The organism is Sphaerochaeta sp. PS (genome assembly GCF_032144095.1).
Lineage (GTDB): Bacteria > Spirochaetota > Spirochaetia > Sphaerochaetales > Sphaerochaetaceae > Sphaerochaeta.
The window spans coordinates 1-21,528 of the sequence record NZ_JAVSNJ010000022.1 but is presented as its reverse complement, the minus strand read 5'-3'; the positions used below and the strand labels follow the sequence as shown (position 1 = coordinate 21,528).

The 21,528-nt window shown below is 49.1% G+C and carries 19 protein-coding genes; 6 read left to right on the top strand and 13 right to left on the bottom strand.

Annotated elements, in window-relative coordinates:
- Positions 1 to 1,504: 1,504 nt before the first annotated feature.
- From ROJ03_RS12750 to ROJ03_RS12735, 4 genes are all read left to right on the top strand, one after another.
- Positions 1,505 to 2,266 carry a ParA family protein gene (locus tag ROJ03_RS12750; RefSeq protein WP_313727449.1) on the top strand — a complete coding sequence of 254 codons (762 nt, stop codon included), beginning with the start codon at positions 1,505 to 1,507 and terminating at the stop codon, positions 2,264 to 2,266.
- Positions 2,257 to 2,523, top strand: coding sequence for a hypothetical protein (locus ROJ03_RS12745; protein ID WP_313727448.1), 267 nt, complete (start codon positions 2,257 to 2,259; stop codon positions 2,521 to 2,523). Before ROJ03_RS12750 ends, ROJ03_RS12745 begins: the two co-directional genes overlap by 10 nt.
- A gap of 624 nt (positions 2,524 to 3,147) precedes the next feature.
- The gene (locus ROJ03_RS12740) at positions 3,148 to 4,746 is read left to right on the top strand and encodes an alpha-amylase family glycosyl hydrolase (protein ID WP_313727447.1); all 1,599 of its coding nucleotides are present in this window, start codon (positions 3,148 to 3,150) and stop codon (positions 4,744 to 4,746) included.
- A 217-nt stretch (positions 4,747 to 4,963) separates the two neighbouring features.
- The gene (locus ROJ03_RS12735; RefSeq protein WP_313727446.1) at positions 4,964 to 5,986 is read left to right on the top strand and encodes a PTS sugar transporter subunit IIC; all 1,023 of its coding nucleotides are present in this window, start codon (positions 4,964 to 4,966) and stop codon (positions 5,984 to 5,986) included.
- A 69-nt stretch (positions 5,987 to 6,055) separates the two neighbouring features.
- Here the strand turns inward: ROJ03_RS12735 and ROJ03_RS12730 are convergent, their stop codons facing one another.
- The 7 genes from ROJ03_RS12730 to ROJ03_RS12700 form a co-directional block, all read right to left on the bottom strand.
- On the bottom strand, positions 6,056 to 8,176 hold the full coding sequence (locus ROJ03_RS12730; protein ID WP_313727445.1) for a glutamine synthetase III: 2,121 nt from the start codon (positions 8,174 to 8,176) through the stop codon (positions 6,056 to 6,058).
- An 87-nt stretch (positions 8,177 to 8,263) separates the two neighbouring features.
- Complete coding sequence (locus tag ROJ03_RS12725; protein ID WP_313727444.1) at positions 8,264 to 9,382, bottom strand: hypothetical protein; 1,119 nt, start codon at positions 9,380 to 9,382, stop codon at positions 8,264 to 8,266.
- Positions 9,383 to 9,506: 124 nt separating this feature from the next.
- A complete protein-coding gene (locus tag ROJ03_RS12720) occupies positions 9,507 to 10,610 on the bottom strand; it encodes a hypothetical protein (protein WP_313727443.1) in 1,104 nt (367 codons plus the stop codon).
- An 85-nt stretch (positions 10,611 to 10,695) separates the two neighbouring features.
- The gene (locus ROJ03_RS12715) at positions 10,696 to 12,720 is read right to left on the bottom strand and encodes a UvrD-helicase domain-containing protein (protein ID WP_313727442.1); all 2,025 of its coding nucleotides are present in this window, start codon (positions 12,718 to 12,720) and stop codon (positions 10,696 to 10,698) included.
- A gap of 6 nt (positions 12,721 to 12,726) precedes the next feature.
- Positions 12,727 to 13,209, bottom strand: a complete 483-nt coding sequence (locus ROJ03_RS12710) for a small multi-drug export protein (RefSeq protein WP_313727441.1) — start codon at positions 13,207 to 13,209, stop codon at positions 12,727 to 12,729.
- A 9-nt stretch (positions 13,210 to 13,218) separates the two neighbouring features.
- The gene (locus tag ROJ03_RS12705; RefSeq protein WP_313727440.1) at positions 13,219 to 14,337 is read right to left on the bottom strand and encodes a DUF362 domain-containing protein; all 1,119 of its coding nucleotides are present in this window, start codon (positions 14,335 to 14,337) and stop codon (positions 13,219 to 13,221) included.
- Complete coding sequence (locus tag ROJ03_RS12700) at positions 14,334 to 15,122, bottom strand: RsmB/NOP family class I SAM-dependent RNA methyltransferase (RefSeq protein ID WP_313727439.1); 789 nt, start codon at positions 15,120 to 15,122, stop codon at positions 14,334 to 14,336. Before ROJ03_RS12700 ends, ROJ03_RS12705 begins: the two co-directional genes overlap by 4 nt.
- Positions 15,123 to 15,184: 62 nt before the next feature.
- On the opposite strand from ROJ03_RS12700, the gene ROJ03_RS12695 reads away from it, so the two are divergent.
- Complete coding sequence (locus tag ROJ03_RS12695) at positions 15,185 to 15,853, top strand: cytochrome c biogenesis protein CcdA (RefSeq protein ID WP_313727438.1); 669 nt, start codon at positions 15,185 to 15,187, stop codon at positions 15,851 to 15,853.
- Between the two features lie 12 nt (positions 15,854 to 15,865).
- Complete coding sequence (locus ROJ03_RS12690; RefSeq protein WP_313727437.1) at positions 15,866 to 16,558, top strand: TlpA disulfide reductase family protein; 693 nt, start codon at positions 15,866 to 15,868, stop codon at positions 16,556 to 16,558.
- Here ROJ03_RS12690 and trhA read toward each other — a convergent pair.
- The 6 genes from trhA to ROJ03_RS12660 form a co-directional block, all read right to left on the bottom strand.
- Positions 16,555 to 17,229, bottom strand: a complete 675-nt coding sequence (trhA, locus tag ROJ03_RS12685; protein ID WP_313727436.1) for a PAQR family membrane homeostasis protein TrhA — start codon at positions 17,227 to 17,229, stop codon at positions 16,555 to 16,557. The two genes, ROJ03_RS12690 and trhA, sit on opposite strands and share 4 nt — an antisense overlap.
- Positions 17,230 to 17,372: 143 nt before the next feature.
- Positions 17,373 to 18,113 (bottom strand): amino acid ABC transporter ATP-binding protein, encoded by a 741-nt coding sequence (locus ROJ03_RS12680; protein WP_313727435.1) that lies wholly within the window; start codon positions 18,111 to 18,113, stop codon positions 17,373 to 17,375.
- Positions 18,106 to 18,966: an amino acid ABC transporter permease gene (locus ROJ03_RS12675; RefSeq protein WP_313727434.1), complete on the bottom strand. Its 861-nt coding sequence runs from the start codon at positions 18,964 to 18,966 to the stop codon at positions 18,106 to 18,108. Before ROJ03_RS12675 ends, ROJ03_RS12680 begins: the two co-directional genes overlap by 8 nt.
- A 175-nt stretch (positions 18,967 to 19,141) precedes the next feature.
- The gene (locus ROJ03_RS12670; RefSeq protein WP_313727433.1) at positions 19,142 to 19,924 is read right to left on the bottom strand and encodes a transporter substrate-binding domain-containing protein; all 783 of its coding nucleotides are present in this window, start codon (positions 19,922 to 19,924) and stop codon (positions 19,142 to 19,144) included.
- A gap of 203 nt (positions 19,925 to 20,127) precedes the next feature.
- Positions 20,128 to 20,307: a hypothetical protein gene (locus ROJ03_RS12665; RefSeq protein WP_313727432.1), complete on the bottom strand. Its 180-nt coding sequence runs from the start codon at positions 20,305 to 20,307 to the stop codon at positions 20,128 to 20,130.
- A 62-nt stretch (positions 20,308 to 20,369) separates the two neighbouring features.
- On the bottom strand, positions 20,370 to 21,209 hold the full coding sequence (locus ROJ03_RS12660; protein ID WP_313727431.1) for a hypothetical protein: 840 nt from the start codon (positions 21,207 to 21,209) through the stop codon (positions 20,370 to 20,372).
- Positions 21,210 to 21,528 lie beyond the last annotated feature (319 nt).

The window sequence follows — 21,528 nt, the reverse complement described above, 5'->3', positions numbered from 1 at the left end:
CCTAAAGACTGATATCATAAACAGTTTTAAGATTAGTATAATTATATTAAAACAATAAAAAATTTCATACATTTACTTTACCTACGTGTATATACTATCAAAATAGCTTAAAACAATATATATACAATATTAATATAGTAATAATTAAATATAAAACCTATAGCAATAATTGCAAGTATATTGTAACTATTGATGCATGCACAATTGACATCCCTATCTTGTCATGGCAATCCTTTGACCGTTTCCAACCACTTCACCTTTGTAAGCTGAACTCATAGTTCTGAGGATACCAAGTGGACAATACATTAACGCTGCATGCAAATTCTTTCCATTACTTGTCAGGTACCAATTATGCAGCGATCACATGAGCAAATATAGGAAAGGGGATTCTTCACCTCTCGATCAGGATAGGACTCTAGCCTCTCTGTAGCCTGGAGAACCAGCGAAGCACAATGATGGCAAAAAACGAGATGTAAAAACTCTCAGACAGATAGCTGTTCCGATACCCTCTATCTGATTGGAGAGGAATAACCCAAGCTTCCTACACTGACATACCAATATCTTGGAATAACGGAAGTGGTGTTTTGCGAAAAAGTTTTGTCAGTGTAGGTATAGCTAGGTTCGGTCAAAGCCAAAGGGAGGGAGATGAAGCTATATACATAGTAAAAGTAATTCAAGTTATATTGGAAAGTAATTTTATTGATAAGTTACGATATAAAAATATACCTACAATAGTATTAAATTCGTATAGATACAAAATTAAATTATACAATAAAACTATATAATACTATAAAAAATATGTGAAACAATAGCATACCAATAAGTATCTATATCTGAATGATAGCATAACATAGTTTACCTGTACTATTTTTTACCCTAAAGAGGCTTGTATTCCTTCGCTACAGTTTTTACCCAGTAGTAAGGAACAATTTCAAATTTTTAGCGTGAACATACTTGGGTTCCTTACATCTTGAAAAAAACTGGTTCCAAATACACCATTGGATGTATCCAAGAATCCACAATTCCAACATGACTCTCATTGGGTACTGATTCAGTATCAATTAAAGAAGCATCAACAAACGGTGCAAAAAGATATTCTCCCTTGAACTAGAGATGATCAGGCACCTTAGCTTGATCTTTTTGCAAGTACCATGAGGGTCCAGGAAGCTTTGCCGTATGGCTGTGTATCATTGATAGCCAAGTGTTTGAGTACGAAAAAAACGTCTTCCATCTTAGTAAAATTGGAATATTCTATTACAGAGTAAAATTCAAATACAAATATGTTTCCTCTGAACAATTACTCAGTAAACTACGTTAGTTTATGGTAATTCGCCATAGAATATACCTAAAAACACCATCAGATATAAATTAAATTACTACTAAACTTATATAGAAGTACTAAATAAACTATGGTATTTGCTATCACTACACCTATATACCTATTTATGAGTAATTATACTTGTGCTATGAAATACTACGGTATATACTGACGTTAAAGGCAAAAATGGCAAAAACGATATCTTTCCATCTGCAAAAAGGTGGAGTAGGCAAAACAACTATCTCCGGAACCCTTGCTTGTCAATCAGCACTGGATGGGTATGTAACCCTTCTTATTGATGTTGATCCACAAGGGAATGCTTCTTCATGGTTTTTGCAGGATGCCCCGTCTTTTGAGCTTGCCGATGTTATTCAGGGTAAGTGTTATAGTTCTGATGCAATAGTGGCTGTTCCTCATATCCCGAATCTCTTCATGTTGCCGACGTTTGGCATTGGTGGTTCCCTGAAAACCTATTCTGAGACAAAACTGGCAGAAGAGCCCTTTGTTTTGCAGGATCTCATTAAGGAACTCTCTAAATCGTATGAACGTATCATTTTGGATCTCTCTCCAGGGCTAGGCCGTCTGGAACGGGCTGCTCTCATTTCCAGTGATGAAATTATCTCTCCAATGACACCTGAGGTATTTAGCCTTGATGGGCTGGAAATTTTCATTGAAGAACTTGCTAAGTTGAAGAAGAATCTTCGTTCCAATGTTGAGCATTCAAGGATTATCATAAATTCCTTTGACAATAGAATCAAACAACACCGAGATATTTATCTTGCTGCCTGTGAAGGCAAATTTACCGTATATAAGATACCTGTTGATCCTCTTTTCAGAAAAGCACAAGAAGCTGGTTCGGCACCTCAACTATTTAAGAATAGAGGTAAGGGGTTAAAACAGTCTACCCTTGATTCTTTGCATACATTAAACTCGGAGATTTGGAGATAGAAATGGCTTTAAAACGTAATCCAGAAACAGAAAATGAAGTAGTTGCTGAGAGCAGTATTAGCGGACAGAAGGCAAAACAGCTTTTTGCAAATGAGGTACGCAAACCCAAAAAAGAGAAAAAAATCCTGACTACCTTTTCCATTGAGCCATCCTTCAAAAGGGAACTCGAGGAACTGTTTGCAAGCATGGGTTTGGGGTGGGCTGCAGGAATACGTTTTTCCCTTAAGGAATTTTCCAAGAAACATGGGCAAGAATAAGGTTTTGTTTTTTCAGCTTAAGTTCAATTTTTTGGGCAAGCAACAGCTAGGGCTGATTTGGTTATAACCGTTAAATACATCATTTAATGTATATAAAAATACCATCATATATAAGCTATAATACTATCAAAAAAGATAATTACTGTATTTAAATTATATAAAAAATATATTGAAAATATGCTTTTTATACATTTAATATGTGTAAAAATTATATTACATTAATAGTAATATATGTCTACCATACTACAAATACTATACTGATCATGCTAGTGTTGGGCCTTGGGATGTACCAGGGGTGTATTCATATTCTAACATAAACGCAGAAACATCCTTCATAAGAGACATAAGTAGTAAAACCCAAATATAGTAAAAATATATTTAAACTATATAAAAATTATATGGGTTTGAAATAAAAACAATTTTAGAACTATTATTAACACTATGGTAATAGTTGTATTAATAAGTACAATTACCTCTATTCAATGTTGGAACAATGCAATACCCATAGAGGTAACCTTGCACTGAAGTGTGGATTCCTGACAAAGTCTCTTGTAGCATTTCTATGCTGGTATTCTTGTTTCGTTTACCAAGGCTCTGTTGTATACTCATATCCAGGAGTTATGCATGGACTTAGCATGGTGGCAGAATTGTATCGTCTATCAGATATACCCAAGAAGCTTTCAGGATAGCAATGATGATGGTGTTGGAGATCTCAAGGGCCTTGTCAGGCGCCTGGACTACATCAAGGCCCTTGGTGTACATGCCATCTGGCTCAGCCCGATATTCGCCTCACCTATGGCTGACTTTGGATATGATGTTTCGGATTATCGTGCTATAGATCCCATTTTTGGGAGTCTGGAGGATGCCCGAGCACTCATTTCCTCAGCCCATGAACTCTCCCTCAAGGTTATTTTTGATCTTGTGCTCAACCATACCTCAAACAGCCATCCATGGTTTTTGGACAGCAGGAAATCCAGAACCTCTGAGAAGGCTGACTATTATATTTGGAAAGACTCAATCCCTAACAATTGGAAGGGCGCTTTTGGTGGGAAGGGATGGACCTACGACAAAGAGCGAGGCCAGTACTACTTCCACTCCTTTCTTCCCGAACAACCTGACCTGAACTGGAGAAACCCTGCAACGGTAGATGCCATTTTCGGTGAAGTGAGCTTCTGGCTTAAGGAGGGGGTGGATGGATTCCGCCTTGATGTGATCAATTCCATAATCAAGGATGATTCCTTCAGGGATAACCCAAGGATTTTTGGCAGCCGCCCAAGGCCCTATGATATGCAACGCCATATTTTTGACAGGAACCGCCCAGAGACCCATGGAAAGCTGAGCTTGTTGCGCCGTCTTGTCGATACCTATCCTGACAGGATGCTGGTTGGTGAAATCATGGTCGAGAACCCAGGAGAACCTGAGTTGGCCGCATCCTATCTAGGTTCCCGGAGTGAAGAGCTAAACCTCACTTTTGATTTTTCCCTCATTAACACAACCTTTTCGGCACAGAAATGGCAACGCTCTGCAAAACGGTGGTATGAGGCTGTGGGAAAACACCGAACACCTACATGGGTTCTCAATAACCACGATGTGAACCGTTCTATTACCCGTTTTGGAGGCAATGAAAAGAAAGCCAGGCTGGCGACTCTCTTTCTCCTTACCCAAAGAGGGACCGTATTCCTCTATTATGGTGAGGAGCTGGGACTTCCCGACTCCTCTATCTATAGGAAGGATCTTCGCGATCCCCTTGGCAAGCGGTACTGGCCCTTCTATAGGGGACGGGACCCTCAGCGTGGCCCGATGGTATGGACGGTAGGGGAGACCCACGGTTTTTCCGAGGTCGAGCCTTGGTTGCCTTTCTCCAAGGGGGCCAATCGCTATGCTGTGGAGAACCAGGAAATGGAGGGTGACTCCATGCTCACTTTCTACAAGAGCCTGATCCAGTTTCGAAACACTGAACCTGTGTTGCTGAGCGGCATTTGCGAATTCCATCCATCAGATAATCCGAATCTGATGGTATATACCCGTACTTCTGAAGAGGGGAAATTGCTTGTGGTACTCAACTTCTCAGCTAAGGAACAGGCAGTCTCCCTGATGGAGTTCGGAGTGCATGCCAATACTGCCCAGCCAGTGTTCACTACCTCCTCTGAGAGTGTCCAGCAGAAGTTTTCCTTGGGAAACCTGGTTCTTTCAGGGCATGAAGGGGTTCTCTTTAGGCTTTGATCTATATGATACCGATTACGGATTAGTATATATGTTTTATATCTTGAAATTTGAACAATAGTAGTGGTTTTGACAAAAACGAATAGGATTTATCCAAAACCATCTTCTCTCTCTCTGCACCTCTTGGTATACTCAGCCAAAACGGAGGCCTTATGCTGGACTATGGTCGCGGCATACGTCAAGTCATCCACCAAAATCCAACGTGGAAGAGGCTTCTATGGCTAGAAGAAGTGGTGTCTCTGACTATATTGTCAAGGTTCTTGGAGGAATGGCCCAAGGCTTGTTCGCCTCCCTCATCATCGGGCTCATCATCAAGCAGATTGGTTTGTATGCCCATATTCCCACAATTGAACAGATTGGCATGGTAGCCCAGTTTCTCAGCGGCCCTGCAATTGGCATTGGGGTTGCATTGGCGATAGGTGCTCCTCCCTTGGGTATACTCTGCAGTGCTGTTACAGGGGCTATCGGAGCGGGGACCTTTGTTCTTGGGGATGGCGGGGCCTTGCTGAAAGTCGTTGTCGGAGAGCCGGTCGGGGCTTTGGTAGCTGCATGGATCGGCTCAGAGGTGGCAAGGAGAGTAGCAGGGAAAACAGGGGTGGACATAATGGTTGTCCCTTTGGCAACCATTATGGCTGGATCCCTGGCTGGGATGTTCCTCTCCCCTGCAATTGCCTTCTTCATGCAGTACCTCGGTTCCTTCATCAATGCCTTGACCCTTCTTTATCCCCTTCCGATGGGTATATTGGTCTCCACCAGTGTCGGGATGATACTCACCCTTCCCATCAGCAGCGCAGCAATCTGCATCGGATTGGGGCTCAACGGGTTGGCTGCAGGGGCCGCCGCTGTGGGATGTTGCTGCCAGATGGTTGGCTTTGCCGTGATCTCCTACCGGGAGAACAAGGTTTCAGGCCTACTCAGCCAGGGGCTGGGAACCAGCATGCTGCAGATAGCCAACATATGGAAAAATCCTCGGATCTGGATTCCCCCTACTGTTGCCTCAGCGATTCTCGGGCCTATAAGCACCATGGTATTCCATATGGAAAACACCAGCAGTGGGGCTGGAATGGGCAGCAGCGGCCTGGTCGGACAGTTCGGCGCAATTGCTGCAATGGGCATTAGTTCGTTGCCGGTTGTCCTGGTGATGCATTTTATTCTCCCTGCCTGCATTGCTCTCCTTATCAGTGAATGGATGCGAAAGATGGGTTGGATAGCTGATGGAGACCTTGCTTTGACCAGATGAAAAAAGGAGGATTGACCTGGTCAATCCTCCTCACTTCTCTGCTTATTGCCATCCACCGAACGGGTTTTGCTACAACCTGAACAAAAGGTCGTCGTAGCTTGGGAACGGCCACATCTTCTTGTCGGTATGGGTTTCCATCACATCGACATGGCTTCTGAGCAACAACATCTGTACGACAACCTCATCACGATAGAGCTCGGCCTGCTTGAGTACCTCCTCCTTGTAGGAGAGTGCCTTTGCTACGCTTACATGCAGGGTTTCTGTCGCTGCTATGGCCTTGTTGAGGGTGGTGGAGAGGGTGGTGGCTATCTGCCTTTGCTCATCCGTTGCAAGACCCAGGGCCTCTTGCTTTGTGATGCTGTCGCTGAGCTTGCCCAAATAGCGGACAACAGCGGGAATTACATATTTCCTGCACATCTCAACCATGATTGCGGCTTCAATGTTCACCTGCTTGCTGTAGGTCTGCAATGAGATCTCGACACGGGATTCTACTTCACTCTTTGAAAGGACCTTCTGGTTTGCAAACAGCTGCAGGTTCTTCTCGCTCATCATCTGGGGAAGGGCGCTGACCGTGTCGCAAAAGTTGGGGAGGCCACGTCTCCTGGCTTCCTCTACCCATGAATCGTCATATCCATTTCCATTGAAAATGATGCGTTTGTGCTTTTCATAGAACTCCTTGATGATGCAGTGGCTCTCAAGGTCCTTGTCCTTTGCATTCTCCAGCCGGTCGGCAACCTCTTCCAATACCTGTGCCATCGCTGTATTGAGATAGACGTTGGCTGTGGAGACCGATTGTGATGACCCGACCATGCGGTACTCGAACTTGTTTCCTGTAAAGGCTATGGGGCTGGTCCTATTCCTGTCTGTCAGGTCCTTGGGAAGCTGCGGAAGCATCGAAACACCCAGCTTGACAAACTGCCTGTCCTTTTTGGAGCAATGCTTGGCCTCGGCTAGGTCATCGAGGATGGAACTCAGCTGTTCGCCCAGGTAGAGGCTTATGATGGCTGGAGGGGCCTCTGAGGAGCCAAGACGATGGTCATTGCCTGCAGTTGCCGCCCCGCATCTGATGAGAGGGGCATATTCATCGACAGCCTTGATGAAGGAGGTGAGGAACAACAAGAACTGCACGTTGTCCTCAAGGTTCGAGCCTGTCGAAAGCAGATTGGTACCGTCATCGGTTGCCAACGACCAGTTGTCATGCTTGCCAGAACCGTTGACCCCCAGGAAAGGTTTCTCATGCAACAAGGCTACCATGCCATGGCGCAGGGCAACACTCTGCAGGACATCCATAAGCAGCTGGTTGTGGTCTGCCGCAAGGTTTGCCGCATCATAGACCACTGCGATCTCAAACTGGTTGGGAGCGGCTTCCTTGTGCTGTGTCTTGCTGCTGATACCCAGCTTCCATAGCTCATAGTTGAGCTCCCGCATGAAGATGGTGACCCTGTCGCTGATGGTTCCATAGTAGTGGTCGTTGAGTTCCTGCCCTTTGGCTGCAAGGTTGCCCATCACCGAGCGGCCGCTTAGGCGAAGGTCAGGCCTCTGGTCGTAGAACTTCTTGTCCACAAGAAAGTACTCTTGTTCAGGTCCCACATTGATGATGACCCTTTTTGCGGTAGTGTTGCCCAAGGCACGCAATACCCGTAGTGTCTGTTTTTCAAGTGCCTGGTTTGCACGCAAGAGAGGAACCTTCTGGTCAAGGGCCTCCCCGTTGTAGGAGAAGAAGGCAGTCGGGATGTACAGGGTCTTGACGCCTGAGACATCCTTGAGGAAGGCAGGGGAGGAGGTGTCCCAGGCAGTGTAGCCCCGGGCCTCAAAGGTGGCCCTCAGGCCTCCGTTGGGAAAGGATGAGGCATCGCCTTCGCCCTTGATGAGCTCTTTTCCCGAAAACTCGAGCAGGACCTTGCCTCCCTTTGTGGGGGTAATGAATGAGTCATGTTTTTCTGCAGTCAGGCCGGTGAGGGGCTGGAACCAATGGCAAAAATGGGTGGCTCCCTTAGTGAGGGCCCACTGTTTCATGGCGCTGGCAACATAGTCAGCCAGGTCGGAGGTAAGCTCGCGTTGACCACGCTGGACCTCTTTGAGTTCCCTGATTGTAGGGTCGCTGAGGTATTTTCCCATTTCTGTTTCTGTGAAGCAATTGCTCCCATAGAAATCCGTTACCGGGGTTTTTGCGTAGTCGATGTCAAACATGTAGATTTCCTCCAAGACATTTACTTGACAATACACACTTTTCCCTACCTTGTGCAAGAAGCGTGAATGTTCTTGGGAAAAATTGTCCTATACTGTATCAGAAGCGGTGATGGTAACGGTTATGGTGTCGCTATAGCCCCCTGAGACAGCTTTATCAGCGATAGCCGGATCTATCCCTGTGACCTTGATGGTCTTCTTGTTCTGTTGGCCAGTTGGGTTGATCACCAGGCCATCCCAGGGGATATCCACTCCTGGAGTCACTGTGTCTGTTCCGAAAAGAAAGGTATAGGGTATGGCATAGACGGTGGGGAAATTGGTAAGGCGAAGACGGAACTGGCTGTTCAATACACTGGAGCTATCAAATTTGATGAAGACCTTGTAGGTCTTGTTTGGTTTGCCGTTGGTAATCGCAACCGAAGCAGTTGCCACCGTTGGTGGTTGGTTCCCTCCTGTATAGGCTTTGGACAGGATTATGTTCGGTGTTTTGATAAGGGAAAGGGCAAATGAAGGGCGCACAGGTGGATGGGCTGCATCAACGTAGGGCAGGGATCCTTCCAGCAGTATTTCGTGACCTGCTGGTCCCAAAATCGGGATAGGATTCGTCTGGGGGCTATTGCCTTGTCCATAGATTTCAACATAAGTTTGTTCGGAATCGATGTTTTTTCCAGGAGGGGATACTGCCAAGCTGAAAGACCCGACGGTTCCTGTTGCGAGGGAATAGCTTTCTCCCGGTATGAAGGTTGCACTGTTTTCATATGCAACTAAATATATCTTGGTTTCAAAGCTTGTGACATTGGTAAGCTGGGTTTGTGTTGTCAACTGACGGATCTGACGGTCTATTCTTGCAATGTATGTGCTCGTGCCGGGGGAAAGTACCGTTGTTATGGTATCCAGATAGAATCCGCCCGTTCCATTCTGCTGGTATCCCCCATAGTTCCTCAAGCCCGTGAACGTGAATTCCCAGGTTGAGCCTGAGCTTATGAGGGATGGTTCCTTCAGGGAAATGGGAGAATTGGGTATGGTTACGGTCAGTGTTCCCAGCAATGCAATAAACTTGTCAGATGCATAGGCCCCGGACCCTTTTTTGAACTCGAGATACCCCGCTGGTGTGTACGTAGCAGTAAAGTTTGTTGCCGCACCTAGGGGTAAGAGGATTAATGAGATAAGGACCATATTGACAAGAATTCTTGGGATTCTATTTTTCATTGTCCAATGGTACAGGTATGTAGTGGCATCGTCAAGTTTATGACAGGCAAGTTCTTCCATTCCCTCACAATACTGCTTATCCGGATCAAACAATGCCGTGCAACAACATTGTCATGGGAATGCTTTAGATTGTATCAAGCGGGGTAACCGAAACCACGATGGTATCCTTGAATAGGCCTGATGGGGCAGCCAATGCAGTGGTAGGGCTAATGCCGGTAATGAGGATATCCTGGAGATTGGGTCCGTTGACCAGAGGAGACCAGGTGATGGGATCTCCTGGAACAACTGTCTGGTTGAGGAACTTCAGCTGGTAGGGAATTGCATACCCAGAAGGATATCCATCAGGGTGAAGTGCAAACGAAGAGGAATTGTCCAAATTGGTGAATTGTACATCCACACCATATACTTTTGATGAGAGGGCATTGGTGAGGGAAAGCTCAGTCCTTGCTATCAGGGCCGTTGCAAAGCCATACCCGCTGGAGAGGGTGAATGGCTGTTGATCGATGATGGAGAGAGCGTAGATTACCTGATTGACTGGATGGTCCTCGTCCTCATAGGGAAGGGAAGGGGTGCCTACAGGGACAAATTCCGGAGGATTGGTAGGGGGGGCTCCTCCTGGAGGGATGGTCTGCCCATTTACCGGTACATAGATATTGGGGACATAGTTGTAGTATATGCCATGGTCAGTAGCAGCAACGGCCACCGTAAATGCGCCAATGGTACCGCTGCTCTTGGTGTAGAGGCCTCCTGGCTGATAGATACTTGCATTGGCATCGCTGTAGAAATAGAACTTTACCACGAAGACAGAGACCCCGAGGTTATTTTGGCTGGTGGTCAGTGGGGCTATCCCTCCTGACCCGTTCAGCCTTTTCCAGCTGGTATTCCCGAACTCGGTGGTTACTGCGGCAAGGTAGAAATTGGTGCTCAGCTGGTCCCAATGCGGCAAGCCTGTCTGCCAGTCATCATAATAGGTAACCGGACCCGTGAACTGGAAGGTATTGTCTATTTGCAGATTGACCAGGCTAGGCTGGTAGAGTGGCTCTCCTGCAGTAGCGGTTATGGTAAGGGTGCCAAGCAGGCTCACCAGTTTTGTCGGGGAAAAGGGGGGGGTGCCCAAGCCAAAAGCCAAGTAGGGTGCTGGCACATAGGTAGCTTCTATAGCAGCCGAAAGGCTTGGGGCAATGAGAAGGAGGATCAGGAGAAAGTAGACAACCTTTCTTATACTCATGCATTAGTATAGCAAGCAATATGGGCATAGGGCTAGAGAGTGGACCCCAACTCACACCATATTGCTATCTTTAAGGGGAATTACATTATGTCTTCAGTTGCTGTTTTGCAGCCAACCTCTCACGCAGGAGCCTGAGCTTGTCGGTGATCTCCGTTGCCTCGAGCTTCCTGGAGGGGTCCTCCTCATCAAAGAGTTCCTTGGGCATCTCCTCAAGGAAGCGTGACGGGAGGGAGGTGACCAGGTCGAAGCCACGCTTGCGTTTTTCGCAGGAGGAAATGACCAGCACCCGCCTTGCCCTGGTTATCGCCACATAGAAGAGCCTTCGCTCCTCATCGATGTTGGCAGGATCTTCCTCTATGGCACGGGCATGGGGTATGTACTGGTCCTCGACACCGGCAAGGAACACCGTATCGAACTCCAACCCCTTTGATGCGTGGATGGTCATCAGGGCAATCTTTCCGCTGCCGTCCTCATCGACATTCTCCTTGCCGCTGATGCTGAGGCGGTTGATGAAGTCAAAGAGCGAGGCGTTGTGGTTTTCGCTCTTCCTCTCCCATCGGGCGAGCATGTCGCACAGCATGTCGATGCCCTTCATCTTGAAGTTGACCAACCCTTCGTTCTCTGGATGCTCGTTCTCCAGAAGCTGCTTGTACCCTATCTCCTTGACAAGGGAGCGGAGGATCTGGGCACGGTTGGTCCTGGTGGAAAAGAGCTGCTCGTGGTACTCCTCTATGAGGTCGACAAACCGTTTGAGGGCCTTCTGCATCCCCTCACGTATCTGGCCGTCTGTGGCTATCGCCATAAGGGAGAGTGCACTGAAAAGGGAGAACTGATGGTCGTCGGCGACCTTGCGCATCTTCTCCAGCGTAGTTCGCCCGATGCCCCTTCTGGGGGTGTTTATGATGCGTAACAGGTTGATGTCATCATCCTGGTTTGCCAACACCTTCAGATAGCTGACTATGTCCCTGATCTCCTTCCTGTCGAAGAAACTCTGGCCTCCGGTTACCTGGGAGGGGATACCCTGTTCGGTGAACCGCGTCTCCAGGTTGGCGATGAGGCTGTTGGTCCGTACCAGTACCCCGAAATCGGAGAAGGGACGGTCCTCCTGCTTGTGGCTCTGCATGATGCGGTCGGCAATGACCGTAGCCTCGTCATCATCGTTGGCCGGGTGGATGAGGTTGATGGAGCTGCCTTTTCCGCTCTCGGTCCAGAGGCTTTTCTCCTTGCGTGTCTGGTTGTGGACTATCAGCTTGTTGGCAGCCTCCAGGATGTTTCCGGAAGAGCGGTAGTTGCGTTCCAGCTTGATCTCAAGCCTCTCGGGGAAGTCCTTCTCAAACATCACCAGGTTCTCGTAGTTAGCCCCTCTCCAGCTATAGATGCTCTGGTCGTCATCGCCGACGACACAGAGGTTCCTGCTCTCCACGGCGAGCATCTCCACCATCCTGTACTGTGCCAGGGAAGTGTCCTGGAACTCATCGACGAGGATGTGGGTGTAGCGGCTACGCAGGGCAGAGAGGATTTCCGGCTTCTTGTCATAGAGGTCCAAGGGCTTCATGATGAGGTCGTCAAAGTCAACGGCATTGTACGCCTTGAGATGTTTCTCATACTCGCTGTAGAGGTTGCGTATCTTGTCCGAGGCCCCTGGTGCAAAGACCTTGCGCTTTGTCTTGATGTCCGAGAAGAGGGCAGAGAGTTCATAGAGGTCGAAGCTCTCCACCAGATAGTCGAGGTTGAGGATGACCTCCTTCAGCAGGGCCATCCTGTCGTTAGTGTCATAGACGGTGAAGTTGTTCTTGAACCCGAGGTGTTGTATGTACTGCTTGAGCACCCCCATCCCGAAGGAGTGGAAGGTGGTGGTGGTCAGCTTCTTCAGCTTGAGGTTGGTCAGCTCCCTGATACGCTCGCCCATCTCCTTGGCAGCCTTGTTGGTGAAGGTGAGGGCAAGGATATTTGATTCGTCGATACCGCTTGCAAGCATGTTGGCGATGCGGTAGGTGAGCATACGGGTTTTTCCGCTTCCAGCCCCTGCTATTACCAGCAGTGGCCCGTCAAGCGTTGAAGCAGCAAGACACTGCTCCTTGTTGAGTTCTTTTTCTAGATTGAAATGCATGGTACCTCAGATTCGTTTGATGAATACGGAGTCAATGCCGACCCCTAACGCTACGAGTGAGGTAACGATGAGGCCGGAGACGACGACTCCGCCGAATACTGCCATCATGGTCTTTCGCTTGTCAAGGCCTAAAATCCAGGAACCCAGTGTCCCTGTCCATGCACCGGTTATGGGAAGGGGGACTGCAACAAAGAGCAGGATGCCCCAATAGCCATACTTGCTGACCTTTGGGTAGACCCGCTTCTGGGCCTTTGCGACAAAGCGGTCAAAGAAGGATGCATACCAGAGCCAGCGAGCATGGAGAAGCTTGTGCGCCGTTGCCAAAAAAGTATAGGCGATGGGGGCAACAAGGGCGTTTGCCAGGATACACAGCGGGGCGGCCACCAAGAGCGAGACCCCATTGAAGAATGCATAGGGGATGCCACCCCTAAGCTCGCTGATGGGTAGCAAGGAGAGCAGTATGCTGAAAAAAAGTGTGGAGATTTCCATGGGGTTTCCTTATGCCTCGCGTTGTTCTTCGATCTCAATGGCATGGGCTGGGCAGACCTCATGACAACAGTAGCAGCGGACGCACACCTTCTCGTTGATGATGATGCGCTTGCCCTCAAGGTGCAGAGCCTGTACCGGGCAGATCTCAATGCACCTGCGGCATTGGATGCAGGGGTCGACGAGGAATACCGGTGGCTTGCGATCCTTCTTGACTTTCCGACGGATATATCGGCTGAGAAAGAACGGTGCGATGAGGGAGTGGAAGAAACTGGTCTGTTTCTGTTGCTGGATCCGTTGGAAATCCTCCACGATGAGGTCGTTTGCATCGAGCAGGGGGTAGGATGAGGGCTTTGAGCCCGCTTCCCGTCTCAAACCCTCTGCGATGATGGGGATGGTAAGAGGGTCGTAGCCCATCACCACAGCCTGGGCGTAGTCGAGAGCGAGGGCATCTGTCGAAGCGAGGATCAGCCCCATGTGCCTGGGCTTGCCATTGGCAGGACCTGGGCCCTCCATCCCGATGATGCCATCCATGAGGGAGAAAGAGGGTTTTGCAAGCTTGAGTATGCCGACGATGAGGGTGGCAAAGAGCTCCCGGGTAGGAAAAAGCACATGACAGGGACTCTTGTGCAGCCCGGGGACAAGGCCGAACAGGTTCTTCACAGCCCCGGTGGTATACATGAGCTGGTGGGTCTTGAGCTTGGGCAGGCTGAAGAGGAGATCGACCTCATCCAGTATGGAGGCGAGCGGGAGGCTCTTGCCACGGGTGTAGGGAATGGTCCTGGTGGTGGGATTCTGGGTGAAGTCTACCCACCTGACACCCTCTTCCTTGCAGACCCTGTCCAGGCCACAGCTGCGGGGGACGAATGCAAGCCCCTGCAGCCCTGGTGAGTCGCCTACCAGTATCTCCTTGGCCCCCTGCTTCTTCAGCAGGTGGATTACAGCACGGACTACCGAAGTGTTGGTGGTGATGCACCTCTCCTCCTTGGCATCGGATAGCACATTGGGCTTGAGAAGGACCCGCTTGTCCAGGACAGAGGGCATATTTGCAGCCAGACAGGCCTGCTCGACGGCAAGGTCGACCTTGGCCTGTTCATAATTTTCACACGCAACTATTGCAACACTACTCATGAAATTCTCCTGATGAGGCAGGTATAGAGAGGTCCCTTCCCCTGGGCCGTATCGGGCAGGTAGAGGGAGCCGTGGGTTCTTTCTTCAGCTTCCGAACCACCGAGGCCGGTCACCTCAAAACGGCCGGAACGCTTGGAGAACAGTTTCTCGATGACCCCTTCATTCTCTGCAGGCTCGATCGAGCAGGTACTGTAGAGGATATGCCCTCCCACCTTTACGGCTTCCAAGGCTGCAGCAAGCATGGCAAACTGCTGGATCGCCAGATGCTTGGGCCGTGAAGGTGTCCACTCCTTGAGGGCTTTGGGATCGTTGAGGACATGCCTCTCGCTGGAGCAGGGGGCATCGAGGAGGATACGGTCGTAGCAGCCATGCTCATGCAGGCCCCACTTGGTGGCATCGTGGGCGGTAACCTCCACCGATTCAAGCCACTGGCTGGGAAGATGGTTTGCCAGCACCAGCTTCAGGCGCCCCCGCCTGGTTGCAGAGCGGTCGTTTGCAACCAGATGGCCGCTCCCTGCAAGCCTTGAGGCCAACACCAGGGTCTTTCCCCCTGGGGCTGCACACATGTCCAGCACGGCATCGCCCTGCTGGACATCAAGAAGGCGAGCGGCAACTATCGAAGCCTCGTCCAGGTAGTAGGTTGCCATGAGTCCCTCGTTGAACGCAACAGGATGGCGTTCCTCCAGAAGGGAGGCGCGAAGAGCTGGCCAGCGATCCTTGAATATGTCCTGGTAGTGGAGCTCGAAGAGGGCATCGCCCTCCAGACTCCTCTGTTTTTTTCCCATGGAGTGACTGTAGCGGATTTTCTCCCTCTTGTGAACCTTTTTGGCATATGCTAAGCTCAGCCATGGCATATCTAACCGCATTCCTAGAAGGAATCATCAGTTTCATCAGTCCCTGCATCCTCCCGATCCTTCCATTGTACTTTTCCTATCTTGCAGGAGGAGTTGCAGATGAAGGCAAGAAAGGTGTGTTGCTGAAGAACAGCTTCGCATTTGTCTTGGGCTTTACCATCCTATTCGTCGCACTCGGGGCTGCCTCTTCCACAGTCGGACAATTCTTGAGTTCCCACCTGGATATCCTCAACAGGGTAGGAGGGGTCCTTGTGATCCTCTTCGCCTTGAACAATCTCGGTCTGGTTCTCGTCAAGGCTGTTAACTCCAACCACAAGTTCCAGCTCAAGAGCATGGCCAACATGAATGTCCCCAAGTCTATTCTCTTTGGTTTTGTCTTTGCCCTGGGGTGGACCCCTTGCGTGGGCCCTCTGCTTGGGTCGGCCTTGATGATGGCAGCCAACGCTGAACTGGTCTACAAGGGGATGCTGACGCTTCTCTTCTATGCCTTGGGGTTGGCCATTCCCTTCTTGTTCTCTGCCATCCTGCTTGAACAGCTGGAAGGGGTCTTTGCTGCTATCAAGAAGCATGCAAACGTAATTTCGATCATAAGTGGCCTGTTTTTGCTGGCCTTCGGTATTGCACTGGTGCTTGGGTTCAACCCGGCAGCCTTATTTCTTTAGGAGTGATAGTAGATGAAAAAAAATACCCGTACCTTGTTGATAACCCTCATATCGTTTGTTGTTGTACTGGCAATTGCAGCAGTAGCCTACAACGGCCTCAGGCAGAATGCCCCCTCTGTCTCCTTTACCCCAACGCTTGCCGCCCAAGCACCAAAGGTCGAGCCTGAAAAAACTGCACCTGCAACACCGCAGGTTCCTGCTTTAGCTGCCGACGTAGAGGCTGAGCCAGCTTTGCCACCAACCGATGCCCAGGCGGACCAAAACCAGAGTGCAGAAGAGGATGGAGAGTCGATCATGCCCAATATCCCCCTTACCCGTCTCGACGGTACAGTTACCTCCTTTGATGCTGTCAGGGAGGGAAAACCTGTCATCATCAACTACTTTGCCTCATGGTGCCCTCCCTGCAAGCAGGAACTGCCCCATTTCCAGAAAGCCTTTGATGAGTATGGGCAAGAGATCAGCTTCATCTTCCTCGATGCCCTTGATGGACAGCGTGAGACGCTGAAGACTGTCAACGCATTTATCCGCGACTTCCCCTTCACCGGGCCGGTCTATTACGATGACGGTATGTTTGCGGCCCTCTTTCAGACAAACAGCCTACCCACTACTGTCTTTATCGACAGCAAGGGTAGGGTGGTGAAAGGGTATTTGGGATTTGTCCCTGAAGAGGTGCTCTATGCGGATATCAAGCAGTTGCTCGACTAGACCAGCTTGAGCATGTAGCCAATGAAGAAGAGTGCGCTTCCCCCAATGCAGAATAGATGCCAGATGGCGTGGTAGTGGGGGATGCGTTTGTTTGCATAGAAGATGACCCCAACTGTGTAGGTTACCCCTGCTGCGATGATCCAGGTGATGACGCCCTCTGGAATATAGGGGACGATGTCCTTCCAGAAGAAGACCACAAGCCAGCCCATGGCAATGTAGAGACCGACATGGAAGGCTCCCATCTTTCCCCAGAAGAGCAAGGTGAGGATGATCCCCACCACAGCAATGCCCCATACCAGGGCCAGGATCTGATAGGCCTTTGAAGTTCCCACATACATGAGCATCGGGGTGTAGGTGCCTGCTATCAGGAAATAGATGTTGCTGTGGTCAAGGACGCGGCAGAATCGTTTGCCGTTGCCATGGGGGAGCGAATGGTAGAGCGTTGATGCCCCGTAGAGCAGTATCATGGTAAGGCCCCATATGACCATCCCGATCTTCATCGAAAAGGTCGGCAGTGAGGGCAACCTGAAGAGGATAATCCCAAATGCCATGACAGCAAGGAGAACTCCCACCAGATGGGTGGCTGCATTTGCCCTTTCTGCCTTGGGATCGTCATAGTTGTGTAGGGTGATGTGTTTTTCAAGCCAGCTCAATTCGGATTTCTGTCGCATTCTTTGATAGCTCCTTGGGAAAAACCATACATCCAAACCCTCCCCAACGACAAGCGGTTGGAGAGAATAAAACAAACTAGTCAGAATTTACTATCAAAATATGTACCATTGGGATTTAACAGATGCTGATAGACACCTTATTCCTAGAGTATATGGTCCAAAAATAGTTTGGTACGTTCACTTTTTGGGGCTGTAAACATCTCTTGAGGTGTCCCGATCTCTACAATCTCCCCATCATCCATGAAGACAACCTTATCGGCTGCAGCCTTGGCAAAGCCCATCTCATGGGTGACCAGCAGCATGGTCATGCCGCTTTTTGCGAGGTTGAGCATCACATCAAGGACCTCCTTGATCATCTCAGGGTCCAGGGCACTGGTCGGCTCGTCAAAGAGCATCACCTTCGGCTCCATCGCAAGGGCACGGGCTATGGCGACCCTCTGCTGCTGTCCGCCTGAAAGCTGGGCTGGATGGACATCAGCCTTCTCTTCAAGACCAACCAGCTTCAGGAGCTTCATGCCGCTCTCATGGGCCTGGGCCTTGGATATCTTCTTGACCTTCATCGGGGCAAGGGTGATGTTCTCCATGACAGAGAGGTGGGGGAAGAGGTTGAAGGACTGGAAAACCATGCCCACCTCCTCCCGAATCTTCCTCAGGTCCACCTTGGGGTCGGTTACATCGTCCTCATCGATGAAGATATGTCCACCGGTGGGGATCTCCAGTTTGTTGACAGACCTGAGCAGGGTGCTCTTCCCGCTGCCGGAGGGCCCGATGATGACCACCACCTCTCCGTTCTCGACGGTGAGGGAGGCATTCTTGACAGCTTTGACCACATCCTTGTCGGTCTGGTATTCCTTGGTAAGGTTTTCGATTCGTACTCTAGCCATTCTTGTGCAACCTTTCCTCGAGCATTCCGACGAGGCGTGAAAGTAGGAGTGTGATGATCAGGTAGACCAAGGCGACGATAAGCATGGTCTCAAGGGAGAGGAAGGTCCGTGAGATGTACTCCCTTCCCTTTCTTAGGATGTCGCTCAAGGCAATGGCAGAGACCAGCGAGGAGTCCTTGAGCATCGAGATGAACTCGTTGCCGACAGCAGGCAGGATCACCTTCACCGTCTGCGGCAGGATGACATACCTGAAGGCCTGGCTTCTGCTCAACCCTACGGCTATGGCTGCTTCCATCTGGCCTCGGGGAATTGCCTGGATACCCGCCCTGACAATCTCACCCATGTATGCGCCAAAACAGATGGAGAGGGCAACGACTGCGGCTACCATCCCCTGGATCCTGAAGAAACGGCCCATTGCATAGTAGATGAATATCAACTGGACCAGGAGGGGAATGCCACGGATCAGCTCTACATAGACACCACTGACCATGTTGACCCAGCGTCGTTTGCTTACCGATCCCAAACCGGTGAGCGTCCCTATGACGATGGCACCCATGATGGCAAGGATGGTTGCCTGGAAGGTAACCGGGGTTCCTTGTATGACCACCATGAAGATATCCCGGTAGGGGTGGGGCAGGAAGATGACCAGGAAGGCAAGGAGGGCCAGTGCACTGAAAAAGGTTATTCTCCAGGAGTTGAGCACATGTCCATCACCTTTGCGCGGTATGAGCACTCCATCGGTCATCTGGATGATGGAGTGTTTCTTCTTATGGTCGGTAGGGTCGACCGAAACCATTTTTTGTTTTGCTGTTGTCATGTGAAGTTCATCAAACGTATTGGATTCGTGTTCCATGGGTACTCACTGGGTATAGGATTATGATACAGGTAGTACTACATATTTATGCATGTATGTCAATAGTAGTGAATAAATATTCACTATATCTAGCCATAATCTCCCTCATTTCTCAAAAGGGTTGCAAAACAGAAAAGCCGCCCGAAGGCGGCTTTATCATGGTTGTTCTACCCGTTTACAGGATATTCCACTTCTTTTGCAGTTCCACCATCTTCCCCGATGCCACGATTTTTGCAAGCCCGTCATTGACTAGGGTCTGCAGGGCCGTATTGCTCTTGAGCATCGCGATGGCAATCGGTTCCGGATCCCCAAGGTCGCTGGCTGAGCCACTGACCTGCAGCTTGCTTGCATAGTTGGGGTTGGAAAGGACAAAGTCACTGGCGATGACAGAGTCGGTGACCACAGCATCGAGATTCCCATTGAGCATATCCTCAATGGCAAACCCGATCTCATCATAGGCCATGATGGCTGTCTTCATGCCAGGGTTGGCTACAAGGTAGGCATCAAGGAAGATGTGTCCGGTCGTTCCGAGCTGTACTCCAACCTTCTTGCCTTTCAGCGTAGCGGTGGAGGTGAGCCCTTTTGTAGCAAGAGGGGAGATGATGGCTTGGGTGATGGTCATGATGGGGGTGGAGAAGCCCATGGTCTTCTTCCTTTCCTCGGTTACGGAGACCCCAGATGCAACTGCATCATACGCCCCATTGGAGAGACCTGCGAAAATCCCGTCCCAGGCGACGTTCTGGATGGTGATCTTTACGTTCTGTACCTTTGCGATCTCATTTACCAGGTCGATCTCAAAGCCGACGATGTTTCCTTTCTCATCCACGAACTCCAAAGGAGGCCAGGCACAGTTGGCGGCAAATACGTAGGTAGGGAGGGTTGAGCTCTCCTTGCTACCTGCAGAAAATAGGGGGATCATGGATACTACAAGTATGACAAGGACAATTAGTTTTTTCATGGTTTCATCTCCTTAAGATATACGAGATGATGCATAGTTATGCAATAAAAGTCAACCAATATAGAATAAATATACAATGAAAAGCAATAAATATCTTTTTGTTGCATAAAAAAGGGAACCGAAGTTCCCTATTTTGCAATCCCTTATTGAAAAGCAGCTCCTCAAGGGGGTATGCCTTGCATGAAGAGCAGGTCACCATGGCCCTAATCGAAGGGAACAAATTCAACCCAGATGTTTTCCGAATAGGTCCCAGCCAAGGCTATCTCAGCCTTCTCTGGCTTGATACCGGTGATGTAGATATCCTGGTAGGAGTCGGGAATGGCAAGGTCGGTCCCACCCCACTCATAGAGATCTCCTTTTGTAATTTCCTGACCAAGAAACACAAGCTTGAAAGGGATTGTGCCCTCGTCCTCAATACCATCAAGGCGAAGGTTGAAGCCATCGTCTACCCTGTTATTGGAAAACGATATGAACCCTCCATAGGTCCATGCGGTTCTGTGTTTTGCACATTCAGATGGGCTGATGCAATCTTGACAGGATTGTTGTTCTCAAAGGCCTGCTCAAGGGAAAAGGGGAAATTTCCGTCGATGAATAGGGTGTAGTCTGCCCCTATGGGATCCCCGTAGGGCACTACCTCAGGTATTTCGGTGGAACCGCCTAACAGGATGGGTTGTGGGTTGGAGGGTGGATTTCCATTGGCAGGGATGGTCTGTCCGTTTACCGGTACGTATACATATTTCCACTCATTTGGATTGTCTGTCTTTACCTTGACGTTGAAGGTCCCAAGCGTTCCCCCTACCATTTCATATTTCTCCCCAGAGATATAATACGATGAGGGAAAACCACTGCGTAGGTAGATATCAACGACATAGGGACTGGTGGTTATGGTACCGTCATACAGGATGAATTCTGAACTCTCAAACCAGATAGAGAAAGGGGTACGTTTGTTTGTTGCTACCCCCCAGTATTTAAAATACGTTGTTGTATCGCTCCAGTTGACAGTAAGGGGACCCTTGAAAAATAGGTCACCGGTTGTGCCAGAATTTACCAGAATAGGCCGTATTATAGGTTCCCCACCAGTTGTGAAGGTAAGGGTACCGATATGGGCAACAAAATCAGATGCCGTGAATCCCGTTGGGAGGAGAGTAGCAGTGGTAACTTCATTACCCTTCACAAACTTCATCTTACTCGGTTGTACGGGCTCGTATGTTACGGTAATGGATGCATGCAATACCGAAAGCGAGAGGAGAAACACTACTATGAAACCAATAGAAGTTCTTTTCATGGTTTCTTAGTATGGTATATTTTTATCGATTAATCAAAAAAATAGCCAATAGAATCAATTGATAGATATAAAACAGCTCTAATAGAGACTAAAAATAGTTTGATATGGGTATGCCTGGTTTCAGTAATGCATTCTGGAGGGTAGGATTGCAGTCAAATCTGTGTATTTCCATACAAAAGAATTGCTGAGTTTGATTGGTTGCGCACTTTTTGTTTGTAAGGTCCATCGATTCTAGGCGTGCTGCAAAGCCAAGGTCCCTCAATTCTTAGTGTGATACCAACAGGCAAACAAAAAAAGGGAACCGAAGTTCCCTTTTTCC

Excerpts from the sequence above, each read along its gene's own strand:
- ROJ03_RS12750 (WP_313727449.1), top strand. The coding sequence starts at position 1,505 with ATGGCAAAAACGATATCTTTCCATCTGCAAAAAGGTGGAGTAGGCAAA.
- ROJ03_RS12740 (WP_313727447.1), top strand. The coding sequence starts at position 3,148 with ATGGACTTAGCATGGTGGCAGAATTGTATCGTCTATCAGATATACCCA.
- ROJ03_RS12735 (WP_313727446.1), top strand. The coding sequence starts at position 4,964 with ATGGCTAGAAGAAGTGGTGTCTCTGACTATATTGTCAAGGTTCTTGGA.
- ROJ03_RS12730 (WP_313727445.1), bottom strand. The coding sequence starts at position 8,176 with ATGTTTGACATCGACTACGCAAAAACCCCGGTAACGGATTTCTATGGG.
- ROJ03_RS12725 (WP_313727444.1), bottom strand. The coding sequence starts at position 9,382 with ATGAAAAATAGAATCCCAAGAATTCTTGTCAATATGGTCCTTATCTCA.
- ROJ03_RS12720 (WP_313727443.1), bottom strand. The coding sequence starts at position 10,610 with ATGAGTATAAGAAAGGTTGTCTACTTTCTCCTGATCCTCCTTCTCATT.
- ROJ03_RS12715 (WP_313727442.1), bottom strand. The coding sequence starts at position 12,720 with ATGCATTTCAATCTAGAAAAAGAACTCAACAAGGAGCAGTGTCTTGCT.
- ROJ03_RS12710 (WP_313727441.1), bottom strand. The coding sequence starts at position 13,209 with ATGGAAATCTCCACACTTTTTTTCAGCATACTGCTCTCCTTGCTACCC.
- ROJ03_RS12705 (WP_313727440.1), bottom strand. The coding sequence starts at position 14,337 with ATGAGTAGTGTTGCAATAGTTGCGTGTGAAAATTATGAACAGGCCAAG.
- ROJ03_RS12700 (WP_313727439.1), bottom strand. The coding sequence starts at position 15,122 with ATGGGAAAAAAACAGAGGAGTCTGGAGGGCGATGCCCTCTTCGAGCTC.
- ROJ03_RS12695 (WP_313727438.1), top strand. The coding sequence starts at position 15,185 with ATGGCATATCTAACCGCATTCCTAGAAGGAATCATCAGTTTCATCAGT.
- ROJ03_RS12690 (WP_313727437.1), top strand. The coding sequence starts at position 15,866 with ATGAAAAAAAATACCCGTACCTTGTTGATAACCCTCATATCGTTTGTT.
- trhA (WP_313727436.1), bottom strand. The coding sequence starts at position 17,229 with ATGCGACAGAAATCCGAATTGAGCTGGCTTGAAAAACACATCACCCTA.
- ROJ03_RS12680 (WP_313727435.1), bottom strand. The coding sequence starts at position 18,113 with ATGGCTAGAGTACGAATCGAAAACCTTACCAAGGAATACCAGACCGAC.
- ROJ03_RS12675 (WP_313727434.1), bottom strand. The coding sequence starts at position 18,966 with ATGGAACACGAATCCAATACGTTTGATGAACTTCACATGACAACAGCA.
- ROJ03_RS12670 (WP_313727433.1), bottom strand. The coding sequence starts at position 19,924 with ATGAAAAAACTAATTGTCCTTGTCATACTTGTAGTATCCATGATCCCC.
- ROJ03_RS12660 (WP_313727431.1), bottom strand. The coding sequence starts at position 21,209 with ATGAAAAGAACTTCTATTGGTTTCATAGTAGTGTTTCTCCTCTCGCTT.